This is a genomic window from Dielma fastidiosa (assembly GCF_000313565.1).
Lineage (GTDB): Bacteria > Bacillota_I > Bacilli_A > Erysipelotrichales > Erysipelotrichaceae > Dielma > Dielma fastidiosa.
Map to the genome: position 1 here is coordinate 40,427 of NZ_HE578925.1, position 13,031 is coordinate 53,457.

A 13,031-nucleotide genomic window follows, 5' to 3' on the forward strand; every position below is an offset into this window, starting at 1 on the left:
TTTTGTCGTACGATAACATTCACTGTTTTTCTTGAAAATAGGGACGAGTGCGTCAATTTTTAGGGAAAACTTAAGTAAAAAGCCTTGCATCAATATTATTTTATAATTTTGAATGTCCCACTTTTTGCTGGGGCTTTTTCTTTTCCCACAATGAATATGGAAAGGAAATTTTATTATGACAATACAATTAAATCATGTCATAAAGGCATATACCCAGGATATTGTTCTGGATGATATTACATTGAAAATAACTGATGGTGAACATATAGCTATTGTTGGTGAAAACGGCTGCGGAAAATCCACCTTATTAAAGGTAATCGCTGGCTTGGAAACGATTCAGGAAGGGGAAGTGCTGATTACTAAGAATACCAGAGTTGCTTATCTGAATCAGATGTTTGATGCTTATGAAGGAAATGTTTTAAGCTATCTGATGGAAGCTCATGAGGACATTATTAAGCTTCAGCTGCAGCTGCAGGAATTAGAAGGACAGATGGCCAAAGCTGACGGTCATGAGCTTGAAAAAATATTAGATAAATATGGCAGGCTTCAGGCACGTTTTGAAAGCATGGATGGATATCAGGTCATGGTAACAGTGGAACAAATTGCCTGTGGCTTGCAGATCGAGCATTTGCTTCAAAGTGATTATCAGGTGTTAAGCGGCGGCGAGAAAACACGGGTGAATCTTGCTAAACAATTGCTGATGAAGCCAGATGTACTGCTTCTAGATGAACCGACGAATCATCTTGACTTTGTTGGGATACGCTGGCTGGAAAACTATATTCTGAATCTAAAAGAAACGGTAATCATTGTATCTCATGACCGGACATTTTTGAATCATACGGTTAAGAAAATCTATGAGATTACTTATGGTGAATTATCGATGTATATCGGTGATTATGATGCCTACCGCCATCAAAAACAGGAACGGTATTTATTATGGCAGCAGGATTATGAGGAACAGCAGAAGCAGATTAAAAAGCTGCAGGATGCAATCCGGCGTTTCCGTCAATGGGGACATGAGGGCGATAATGAGAAGTTTTTTAAAAAAGCTAAAATGTTAGAAAAAAGATTGGCGAATATTGAGCGCATTAAGCGTCCGCAGATATTGACACGGCGTTTTGATGTATCGGTGAAGGAAAAAGAAAGTTATTCGAAGAAAATATTAACGATTCATCAGCTTTCGAAGGCCTATGGTGAGAAGCAATTATTTGATCAGGCAGATGCCGATGTCTATTGGCAGGATCGGATTGCTGTCTGTGCTGAGAACGGGCAGGGGAAAAGCACACTGATTAAAATGATTATGGGTGAGGAAAATGCTGACAGCGGTGAAATCAGTCTTGCGTCCTCTGTGCAGATTGGTTATTTGCCGCAAATGATCCTTTTCCCCAAAGAGGAGGAAAGAATTTTAGCTTATGCACAGGTTACGTTAGGCTTAAATGAAGAGGATACGCGAAGATATCTGACACGCTTTGGCTTTGATCAGGCAGACATGTATAAACGGCTGAAGGTGCTCAGCGGCGGTGAGCGAACCAGATTAAAGCTGGCACTGATATTAAAGCAGGAAGTAAATCTGATTATTTTTGATGAGCCGACAAATCATCTTGATTTCACCAGCATTGAAATCATTGAACAGACTTTACAGGAATATACGGGAACCTTATTGGTGGTATCACATGATCGTTATTTCATTCAGACACTCTGTGAAAAGGTTTGGCTGATTAAAGCAGGGAAAATAAAAGAATATCTGAATGATACTTGGCTTGATGATTAAATTAGAAAATTAGTGGTAATTGTACAGTCGTTTTTATCACTTCGCCATAGAATAGTGCAGGAGGTGAAGGTAAATGACTAAAATTCTTGTTTATGATCAAGATAAGAATCTGATGTATAACTTTAATAAGAATGAAGATGATCCAATGCCATATTCTTATGGACGAACCTTGTTAGTCCGTGAATTCCGCGGTTCTTCAAGAGCGAATGTTTTATGGACGACAACAAGAGCGATGGAAGCATGGAATGACACCCGCCGAACTTATGGCTCAGGGATTCCAGTCGGTTATGCTTTTAAGCGTATTTGGGAGGGCGGTCACGGCCAGCAAAGTCAGCATTACGCTGGTGTATCTTTTGATGTCGGTCAGCGGCTGACTGCGGCTCAGCGACGTCAGATTCATCAGATTGCCACTAATCTGGGAGTATGGGGTTATGTTGAACCTTTATCAATGACACCGACTTGGGTGCATATGGACCGCCGTTACATTGGCGCGGCCTGTGGTGGTACTGCTGGCTTTCCAACCTTAAGAAGCGGTAATTCTTCAACCTATGTTTTAGTGCTTCAGGATGCACTGAATGCGTTAGGCTACGGTACTTCTTATTTGGACGGTATCTTTGGCCCGGCAACCAGAAGCGCATTGGTCACATATCAGCGTAATAATGGTTTAAGTGCTGACGGCATCTGCGGATGTGCGACTTGGCGTAAAATTGTTGCCATGGTTGTTGGGATTGGCAGAACGCCATCCGTTATAGATTACTAAGCAGGAAGCAATTCCTGCTTTACATATGTGCTATAAAAGAATTTTGAATAGTTCACGAGCTTATAATGAAGAAATGAAATTAATTGCTGATTAGGTGCATGAATTTGCATAATCATAATAATTATTTTGAATTGATTGATGTCAGGGTCATAAAGGACTAGTATTAAAATAAAGATATCAGTATACGTTTTATTACTTTCAGATTTTGTGAAAGAAAGGGGTGAAAGAAATGCTTAAAAAACAACTTAAGATAATGACCTGTCTGACTTTGCTGCTGTGTGGGTGCAGCGTGGATACCAATGATTTTGAACCAGTGACCAAGCTTGGTGATTTAGCTAAGATTGCGAAACAAGAAAGGGTAATTGTTACTGAGGAAAAAGTCAACCCCCAGTCTGTAACAACGCAAAAGGTGACAGAATTACCAATTTTTGAGGTTGAAAGTCTGTATAATGTAGGATGGAATCTGATGGGGCTTGATCTGTCTGAATTTGATTTATCCGAGAATAAAAATCTGATTTATTCATCCTTTGACACTTTTACTGTCTGGCCTGATAAGCTGCCGGAAACTTTTGATCCAATTCAAATTATGGAACAGGGTAAAAATCCAGGCTTAGGCATTCGCGCCCTTCATGAACAGGGAATTACCGGCAAGGGTGTGAGTATTGCCATTATCGATCAATCCTTGGATGTGAATCATGAGGAATATGCTGATCAGCTGATGCTTTATGAAAAAATAAATGTTTATGGTGATGGTATTTCAATGCATGGTCCGGCGGTTGCCAGCTTGGCAGTAGGTAAAAGCATTGGTGTCGCACCCGATGCAAAGCTGTATTTTATAGCCTGTGATTTTATTGATTACGATGTAAAAACAGATGAAGCCACGATTAATTTTAATTACTTGGCATCTGCGATTGAACGAGTGATTGAAATCAATGAGGTGCTGCCAAAGAATGATAAAATCCGTGTGATTTCAATATCCAGAGGCTATGGACTTGGTAAAGATGCTGAATTAGGTTCTGATGAATTATATGCCGTCATTGAAAAAGCTAAATCGGCGGGTATTTTTGTAATTACTGTAACACCAAGTGTAAATTACAGCTTTGATATTAATTTTTTAGGCCGTAAGCTAAATACAGATTCGGATCAATTAAATTCGTATACCTTACCTCTGATATGTCAGACAATTCCAGAAGCGATTTGTATTAGAGATGAAACCGTAAATCCAATGATATATGCACCTATGGATGGACGTACATTGGCTGGTGATGGCGGTGAAAATTCATATACATATCTTTCAACCGGCGGTGCGAGCTGGACAGTGCCATGGCTGGCAGGCATGTATGCTTTATGTGTTCAGGCGGATCCTGATATGAATCCGGATAAATTCATCAGGAAAATAAATGAAACCGGTGATATCTTAACCTTGGATACCGGCGAAAAAATTAAAACCGTAATCAATCCACAGCGGCTGATTGAAGCAATTCAGGCTGATAAAAAGTAAAACTAAATGGATCAGGATTCCTTTTCGTAACTCGAAAGGGAATCCTTTTTCTAGTGCTGATGGGTTGGTCTAATTGATTAAAAAATGCTATACTAATTACTGAATGTTAGGGGTGAATATATGATTAAACGATTTATACAATATTATAAGCCGCACAAACGGCTGTTTATTCTGGATATGATTGCAGCTTTTTTTATTTCCATCTGTGATTTATCCTATCCAATCATAACCAGAGGGATTCTGAATGATTACATACCTAATCAGCAGCTTCGCTCTGTTGTAGTAGCTGCTATATTGCTGCTTGCCATCTATTTACTGAAATGTCTGCTTGCTTATTTTGTACAGTATTACGGACATTTAGTTGGTGTCTATATGCAGGCGGATATGCGGCGTGATGTATTTAATCATCTTCAAAAGCTGCCGTTTTCCTATTATGATGAACATGAAACCGGTACGATTATGTCACGGATGATCAATGATTTAATGGATATATCTGAGCTTGCGCATCATGGGCCTGAGAATCTGTTTATTTCATCAATTATGATGATTGGTGCTTTTATTTATTTATGCACGATCAATGTGCAGCTGACGGTAATCATTTTTATCTTTATTCCGATTTTAATTTATTTTGCGATTAAAATGCGCGCTAAAATGACGGAAGCTTTTACGGAGGCGCGTGTTAAAATCGGTGAGGTAAACGCCAATCTGGAAAATTCAATTTCCGGTATCCGTGTTTCAAAGGCTTTTACCAACGCGGAATATGAAGAAGAAAAATTTCAGGCTGGTAATAATGCCTTTAAACGGGCCCGTGAAAAATCATATAAAGCGATGGCGCAATTTCACAGCGGTACCGGCCTGATCGTCGATCTGCTGAATGTCGTAGTGATTTTGGCAGGCGGTATTTATACTTATTTTGGCGTGATTGAAGTTGCGGATTTTGTGGCGTATATGCTGTTTATCAATATGTTTGTTTCACCGATTCGCAAGCTGATTGATTTTGTGGAGCAGCTGCAGTCAGGTGCGACAGGGTTCAGCCGTTTCTGCGAGCTGATGGATCAGGAACCTGAACAGGAAAGCAAAGATGCCCGCAATCTTGAACATGTTGAAGGTCACATTCGTTTTGATAATGTAAACTTTACCTATTCTGACGGCAAGGAAGTGCTTCATGATATTAATTTAGATATTCCGGCTGGCAAGACAGTCGCCCTCGTTGGTCCAAGCGGCGGCGGCAAAACTACGATCTGTCATTTAGTTCCGCGCTTTTATCAGCTTGAAACCGGCACAATCAGTATTGACGGCATCAATATTGAAAATATCTCGTATGAAAGCCTGCGTAAGAATATCGGTATTGTTCAGCAGGATGTATTCTTGTTTACAGGTACTATCCGTGAAAATATCGCTTACGGCCGTCTTGATGCCAGTGAAGAGGAAATCATTCAAGCGGCTAAACGGGCAAATATTCATGACTATGTGATGCAGCTGGAACATGGCTATGATACCCAAATCGGTGAACGCGGTGTTAAACTGTCCGGCGGTCAGAAGCAGCGCTTGTCAATCGCCCGTGTATTTTTAAAGAATCCGGCTATTTTGATTCTTGATGAAGCTACCAGTGCTTTGGATAATGCGACAGAAATACTGATTCAGGATGCTTTGGATGAATTATGCAAGGGAAGAACGACTTTAGTTGTTGCCCATCGTCTGTCGACCATTAAAAATGCCGATGAAATTGTGGTAATAACCGATCACGGCATTGAAGAGCGCGGCACTCATGAAGAATTGCTTGAGAATAATAAGCTATATACAATGCTTTATAATTCTCAGTTTAAAACAAATTAGTGACACTTTGTTCAGAGTTGTTGCAACTGTTCATAAATCGCTTATACTTAAAAGAAAGAGGTGTTATTTATGAATGAAACAGAAGATCTGAGAAATTTATTGGCAAGAGCTAAAGAAGATGGTCAGGAATTTTATGTAAGCTCACTAGAAAATATGATTGAAGTTTTGATGGAAAAGGTAGACCGCCTGACTTTAGAAAATCAGGAATTAAAGCGCGGTGAATTAGCTTTGGATGAATATCATCTGCGTTTCTTTGAAGAGGCTTATCTGCCTGATCCGGATAATTTTAGTGAAGAAAAGATTACGAGCTATTTATTAGTTCATGATGAACATTACCGGATTGCTTTTGAAGAGCTTCTGGTATACGGGTATTTAAGAAAACCGGCGAAAGACAGCTTGATAAGACTTTATACAGTGCCGAATGAGAAGAAGATGAAGCTGTTGTCAGCCCTTAAGAAAAGACTGCCTAAAAGTGAATAAAAGGGCTGTAAAATAAATTAGAATGACGTATAATATTAACGGATAAAAAGGAGATATTTATGGCAAAAATTAAGAATGCATGGGAAAAGTATGATGATGCCGCGATGCAGGCGTGCTTTTCTTTTAATGAAGAGTATAAGAAGTTTATCAGCAGCTGCAAGAGCGAACGTGAATGTGTAAGCGAAAGTGTGCGGTTCGCAGAAGCAAAAGGCTATCGTGATTTGGAAGAGGTTATCAAGACTAACGGCAAGTTGTCAGCCGGGGATAAGGTTTATGCGATAAATATGGATAAGGCGCTGGCTTTATTCCACATTGGCAGTGAACCATTAGAAGCGGGTATGAAAATTTTAGGCGCTCATATTGATTCACCGCGTATTGACCTGAAGCAAAATCCGGTATATGAAGATAATGAATTAGTTTTATTTGATACGCATTATTATGGCGGTGTTAAGAAATACCAATGGGTAACGCTGCCTTTGGCAATGCATGGGGTCGTAGTGAAGAAAGACGGCACTAAAATCAATGTTGTCATCGGTGAGGATGATTGTGATCCAGTTGTTGGTATTTCTGATTTATTAGTTCACCTTTCAGCTGATCAGCTGCAGAAGACAGGTGCTAAGGTTGTAGAAGGCGAAGATTTGAACGTATTGGTTGGCAGTATTCCGGCGAAGGATGCGGAAAAGGAAAAATCAAAGGCGGCAATCCTGAATTTGCTGAAAGAGAAATATAATATCGAAGAAGAGGATTTTGTCTCTGCGGAGATTGAAGTAGTGCCAGCCGGCAAAGCAAGAGATTACGGCTTAGATCGCTCGATGGTTATGGGCTATGGTCATGATGATCGGGTATGTGCCTATACATCTTTGATGGCTCAGCTGGAAATCGAGGAAACTGATCGGACTTGTGTTTGTCTCTTAGTGGATAAAGAGGAAGTCGGCAGCATTGGCGCAACGGGTATGCAGTCACGTTTCTTTGAAAATACGGTTGCGGAATTAATGAATTGCATGGAGGCTTATACAGAATTAAAGGTTCGCCGTGCATTGAAAAATTCAGTCATGCTTTCTTCAGATGTAAGTGCTGCTTATGACCCGAATTATCCAAGTGTTAACGAAATGAAGAATACTGCGTTCTTCGGTCATGGCTTATGCTTTAATAAATATACCGGTTCACGCGGGAAAGGCGGCTGTAATGATGCCAATCCGGAATTTATCGCTAAACTGCGTGATATTATGGACAGCAATGAGGTAACCTTCCAAACTTCTGAGCTTGGCCGTGTGGATCAAGGCGGCGGCGGAACGATCGCTTATATTACTGCACAGTACAATATGGAAGTTATTGACAGCGGTATCGCGGTTCAGAACATGCATGCACCTTGGGAAGTTGTATCGAAGGCAGATGTTTATGAGGCCTATAAGGGTTATTTGGCATTCTTAAAAAACGCGTAATATAAATAATGAGATGGCTGAAGCTGTCTCATTTTATTTGCAAAGCGCTATAATGAGAATTAAAATAAAAATAGTTAAAGGAGGACAATCAGATGGCATTTACAGTAAATATTTATTATACAGGTAAAAATGGGAGCGCAAGAAAATTTGCCCAGGCGATGATTGACAGCGGTATCGTAGAGGATATTCGTGCGGAAAGCGGCAATCTGCGCTATGAATATTTCTTCCCAATGGAGGATGAGGAAACGGTGCTCTTAATTGACAGCTGGCAGGATCAGCATGCGCTTGATCTGCATCATGCTTCACCAATGATGGAACAGATTACGCAGTTAAGAGATAGATATGACCTGCATATGAAGGTAGAACGTTATATTTCAGATGCGAGTGGGGATGCTGCTTTGAATGATTCGTTCATCAGAGAATAAAATGCTGACTGACATGAGGAGTGTATGGCATAAACAGCAGCCAGTTTAAGCTTGCCTTGATATTGTTTATTTAAGCGGCTATGATAGAAGGTAATAAAAGCAAGGAGAGGGATATAGTGAAGGATTATAAACTAATGATTGTCGATGATGAAAGGGATATACTGGATTTACTTGCAAGGGCATTAAATATCGAAGGTTTTAAAAATATCATAAAAATAGATAATGGTATCTCAGCAATCGCAAGCTGTTTGGAACAGCAGCCGGATATAATCATTTTGGATGTAATGCTGCCCGATATGGATGGCTATGAGGTTTGTAAACAAATCCGTCAATTTTCACATTGTCCCATTCTATTCCTTTCTTCTAAAAATGATGAGCTTGATAAAATATTAGGTTTAGCGGTAGGCGGTGATGATTATGTCACTAAACCATTCAGTCCCAAAGAAGTTGCATATCGTATAAAAGCACAGCTGCGCCGTATGGGCTATACTGAAGAGGCATCAAAACCGCATTGGCTGCAAATAGGAAGCCTGATCATCGATGGCGAAGGGTGCCGGGTAACTAAAAATAATCAGCCTGTTGAATTAACGGCAAGAGAATTTGAAATCTTGTATTATTTGGCACAAAACAAAGGCCGTGTTATCAGCCGGGAACGATTATATGAGGCAATCTGGAGTGAAGACAGTTTTGGCTGTGACAATACGATTATGGTGCATATCAGCCATTTGCGTGAAAAGATTGAAGATGATCCTAATGATCCCCAATACATTCTCACGATGAAGGGCTTAGGATATAAGCTGGTAGAACCCCATGAAAAAGCGAAGTAAAAATATCGTATTAAGAATCAGTGCTGTCATATCCATTCTTATTCTGCTGCTGACTGCTGCGCTCATGGGTATGGTTTATTATATTTTTTATATTCCAGAACCAGAAGGACTTAGTTTAGCATCATGGCCAAGTATTTTTACGGATAACTTTGCGGTATGGCTTGATTGTGAAGATGGAGAGCTTAATGTTGAGGCAAAAGGGCTGACCCGATTAGATGAATATGGGTTATGGATTCAAATTGTTGATGAAGACGGCTATGAGGTGTTTTCACACAATAAGCCTGAAGATTATCCTAATGCCTACTCACCATCAGAACTGATTTTATTCACCAAAGATAATTATGATGAAAACTATACACTTTTTGTCAGCAGTTTTGAAGATAAGGGAAATCGTTGGAATTACATTATTGGCTTCCCCTATGCGATTGGAAAATATATGCTTTATTACAATGGAGAAAATCTTGGCCGGCTTTCTCCCATCGTCAAGACAGCTATGCTGGCAGCTTTACTGGGGCTGATCTTTTTGGTTATTGCGGCATGTTTTTGGCTGTCACATCAGCTGTCGAAAATATCTGCTGGCATTAAACAGCTCTCATTGCGTACTTATGAGCCGATAAAAGAGAAGGGTACTTTTGGTGAGGTTTATAAGGCATTAAACAAAATGGATGATGAAATTAAGCATGCGGATCAGTTAGAGGCAGAGAGTGAACAAGCACGCAGAGAATGGATTGCCAATATCACTCATGATATGAAAACACCGCTGTCGCCGATTAAAGGGTATGCGGAAATATTATCTCAGGAAACGCTGAATGATGAAGCACTGATACAGGAATATGCGTCAATTATTTTAAAGAATGTGAATCATACAGAAAAACTGATTAACGATTTGAAGCTGACCTATCAGTTAGAGTCAGGGGCTTTGCCATTTAACCCACAAGAAGTTTCTATCATTCACAGTTTGCGGGATTGTATTATTGATATAATCAATGATCCTCAATTCAGTGAAAATGATATAGAATTTGTCAGCAGTCAGCCGGAAATATACGCGCAAATTGATGAGGCATTGTTTCGCAGAGCGATACAGAACATAATTATTAATGCCTTTATGCACAATCCGCCTAAAACTAAGGTAGCAGTAACGGTTACCGAGAATGATTGTGAAAAAATAATGATATCTATCCGTGATAATGGCACCGGCATGGATGAGGAAGCATTAGCCAAGCTTTTCAGCCGTTATTACAGAGGAACGAATACTGAACAAAAGGCAGAAGGCAGCGGTTTAGGTTTAGCGATTGCTAAACAGATAATTCAACTGCACGGCGGTGAAATTAATGTGATGAGTCAGCTTAATGAAGGGACAGAATTCATCCTCTTGATTCCCAAATTCACAGCTTAAGGTAAACTTAAGGAAGGTAAAAGGTTAATTTAAGATAGGCAATTTATGCTATTAGCATAGGTTGCCTATTTTTTATACCAAGGGAGGTTTTTAAGATGCAGCTTGAATTGCGGAATTTAACAAAACAATATGGAGCTAAATGTGCAGTTGATGATATTAATGTTGTTTTAAGACCCGGTGTATATGGCTTGCTTGGCGCTAATGGTGCAGGTAAGACAACACTGATGCGAATGATATGTAATGTTTTGAAACCCTCAGCCGGCAGTATTTTATTAAATGGAAAGACGGCGGCAGAATTAGGAGAGAGCTATCATGCTCAATTGGGGTATATGCCGCAGGATTTTGGTTTTTATCCTGATTTTACCGGCCGGGAATTTATGTATTATATGGCAGCGGTGAAAGGGCTTAATGAAAAAGAAGCTAAACATCAAATAGAACATCTTCTGCAAATGGTTAATCTGCAGGAAGCGGCAAATAAGAAAATTAAAACATACTCCGGCGGCATGAAGCAGCGATTGGGAATTGCTCAGGCTGAATTGAATAATCCTGCTATCCTGATTTTAGATGAACCGACAGCCGGGCTTGATCCTAAAGAGCGTGTGCGTTTTCGCAATCTTATTGCCAATTTTGCTAATGAAAAAATTGTAATATTATCTACCCATATAGTTTCTGATGTTTCCTACATTGCTGATACCATTCTGATGATGAAAAACGGTAAATTTCTCTTGCAGGAGCCAATGAATACAATTACCAATTGCATGGAGGGTAAGGTGTGGGAGCTTTTAGCGGCTGAGCATGAAGTAACAGAATACAATGAATGTTTTTCAGTAGTTAATCTTCATCATGAAAATGATACTGTACGTTTGCGGATCGTCAGTGACACGGCTCCCTCAGAAAAAGCTGTTAATGTGAAACCAAGTTTAGAAGATTTGTTCTTATATTACTTTGCGGAAGAAATGCAAAATGAAGGGAGCGGTGAATTATGAAGACCCTAGTAAAATATGAATTTTTAAAAATCCTGCGCAAACCTTCTACATTGATCGTGATGGTCGTCAGCGTGCTTTTGACAGCCTTCCTTTTCGGACTGCCAATATTGCAGTATCAAACTTATAATCAAGAGGGTGTACTGCGTGGCTTGGCGGGAATCGAGTATGAAAAAGCTCTTGCGTCTGAAAATACTGTTGTGCTGAATGATGAATTTGTGCAAGATGTTGTTCAGGAAGTAACTCAGCTTTTTGCTGATCCGGATAATGTTGGCTTTGACGGCACGGAAAAATTCTTAATCGGTAATGCTTATTGGCAGGATATCGCGCCCAAAGAAAAGCTGCTGCGCTTGATTGCGACCAATTACGCCAAGCAAGGAGAATCTGCGGGATATAATCAATTACCTGAATTGAATTTAAGTGAAACAAGCTTCTATGCGGCAAGGGCAGAAAAGATTGATGCTTTGCTGAATGCTTCGTCCCGCAATCTCTCTGATGCGCAAAAGCAGTATTGGCAGAACTTAAATCAGCATGTTGCTGTGCCGTTTAATTATGGATATTATGAAGGCTGGGAAGTAATCTTGACGAGCTTTGAACTTTTAATATTTGCCATCCTCTCAATTTGCATCGGAATCGCTCCTGTGTTTTCCAATGAATATCAGATGGGAACCGATGCCCTCATCTTATCTGCAAAATATGGAAAAACAAAATGTGTCAGCGCTAAAATAATCGCCGCATTTCTATTTGCCATTATAGCGTTTACTCTGCATATCATCGTTGCTTTTGGCTTGCCGCTTGCCTTTTTCGGATTCGATGGCTGGCAGCTGCCCTTGCAGATATTGGGTACAACCATTCCCTATCCTTTCACCTTGCTGCAGATGTGTCTGATCAATACTGGTGTTCTTTATCTTGTATTGATAGCCATGGCTGGCTTAACATTACTGTTATCCGCTAAGCTGAAAACTCCTTATATGGTATTGGCTATATTAGTGCCTGTTTTATTTATTCCAATGTTTTTGACACCTACGGGAACTCAGGGAATATATAACCAGCTTTTATTTTTGCTGCCATACCGTGCGATGATGCCTGAATTTGGCAAATATATTTCATATCAGATTGGCGGCTTGGTATTCGATGTTCTTTCTGTAAGGATGATAGTTTATCCGATTATAACAATTGTTTTTGTGATATCAGCATGCCATGCTTTCAAAAAGCATCAGGTTTCTGCTTAGAGGCTCTTATGAAAAAGAAAAACATAGTTGGCATGATTATCTTCATAAGTTTATTACTCGCTGCCATTTTTATGCTGATATCCACTAAAGCATCTGAGAAAACATTCGAAGCTGTTATTTTAAATACTGTTATACAAAGTGATGGGGAAGTACGGCTGATTGTGGAGCGAACAACGCAAATATATGCTGATCCTAATAATTCACTCGCAATCAGCAGTGAAACATCATTAGTTGACGAAAAGGGTAATAGGGCAGAGATTGCTGCACTTCAAAGCGGCACTCATGTGAAAGTGAGACTGAAGGATGCATTCATTGAAGAAACGCCATTTTATTATCCAACCGTATATGAAATAAGAATCATTAAATAAACAAGAAAAA

General features: G+C 39.8%; 12 protein-coding genes. All 12 read left to right on the forward strand.

All coding sequences use genetic code 11. The annotated features are described in order from the left end of the window. Nucleotides 1-175: 175 nt before the first annotated feature. On the forward strand, nt 176-1,771 hold the full coding sequence (abc-f, locus tag DAHG_RS05905; RefSeq protein ID WP_022937417.1) for a ribosomal protection-like ABC-F family protein: 1,596 nt from the start codon (nt 176-178) through the stop codon (nt 1,769-1,771). A 73-nt stretch (nt 1,772-1,844) separates the two neighbouring features. Then, complete coding sequence (locus DAHG_RS05910) at nt 1,845-2,531, forward strand: peptidoglycan-binding domain-containing protein (RefSeq protein ID WP_022937418.1); 687 nt, start codon at nt 1,845-1,847, stop codon at nt 2,529-2,531. 229 nt (nt 2,532-2,760) lie between these two features. Continuing rightward, complete coding sequence (locus DAHG_RS18920; RefSeq protein WP_022937419.1) at nt 2,761-4,032, forward strand: S8/S53 family peptidase; 1,272 nt, start codon at nt 2,761-2,763, stop codon at nt 4,030-4,032. A gap of 120 nt (nt 4,033-4,152) precedes the next feature. After that, a complete protein-coding gene (locus tag DAHG_RS05920) occupies nt 4,153-5,868 on the forward strand; it encodes an ABC transporter ATP-binding protein (RefSeq protein WP_022937420.1) in 1,716 nt (571 codons plus the stop codon). Nucleotides 5,869-5,937: 69 nt separating this feature from the next. Then, nucleotides 5,938-6,348, forward strand: a complete 411-nt coding sequence (locus tag DAHG_RS05925; protein ID WP_022937421.1) for a hypothetical protein — start codon at nt 5,938-5,940, stop codon at nt 6,346-6,348. 59 nt (nt 6,349-6,407) lie between these two features. Beyond that, complete coding sequence (locus DAHG_RS05930) at nt 6,408-7,790, forward strand: aminopeptidase (RefSeq protein ID WP_022937422.1); 1,383 nt, start codon at nt 6,408-6,410, stop codon at nt 7,788-7,790. Nucleotides 7,791-7,882: 92 nt separating this feature from the next. Further along, a complete protein-coding gene (locus tag DAHG_RS05935) occupies nt 7,883-8,215 on the forward strand; it encodes a putative quinol monooxygenase (protein WP_022937423.1) in 333 nt (110 codons plus the stop codon). A gap of 116 nt (nt 8,216-8,331) precedes the next feature. Next, entirely contained in the window at nt 8,332-9,042 is a 711-nt protein-coding gene (locus DAHG_RS05940; RefSeq protein WP_022937424.1) for a response regulator transcription factor, read from the forward strand. Then, nucleotides 9,026-10,438, forward strand: a complete 1,413-nt coding sequence (locus tag DAHG_RS05945) for a sensor histidine kinase (RefSeq protein ID WP_022937425.1) — start codon at nt 9,026-9,028, stop codon at nt 10,436-10,438. The genes DAHG_RS05940 and DAHG_RS05945 overlap by 17 nt, the downstream gene beginning before the upstream one ends. A gap of 95 nt (nt 10,439-10,533) precedes the next feature. Continuing rightward, nucleotides 10,534-11,424, forward strand: coding sequence for an ABC transporter ATP-binding protein (locus DAHG_RS05950; RefSeq protein ID WP_022937426.1), 891 nt, complete (start codon nt 10,534-10,536; stop codon nt 11,422-11,424). Further along, on the forward strand, nt 11,421-12,653 hold the full coding sequence (locus DAHG_RS05955; protein WP_022937427.1) for an ABC transporter permease subunit: 1,233 nt from the start codon (nt 11,421-11,423) through the stop codon (nt 12,651-12,653). Before DAHG_RS05950 ends, DAHG_RS05955 begins: the two co-directional genes overlap by 4 nt. An 8-nt stretch (nt 12,654-12,661) precedes the next feature. Continuing rightward, nucleotides 12,662-13,021 (forward strand): hypothetical protein, encoded by a 360-nt coding sequence (locus DAHG_RS05960; RefSeq protein WP_022937428.1) that lies wholly within the window; start codon nt 12,662-12,664, stop codon nt 13,019-13,021. Nucleotides 13,022-13,031 lie beyond the last annotated feature (10 nt).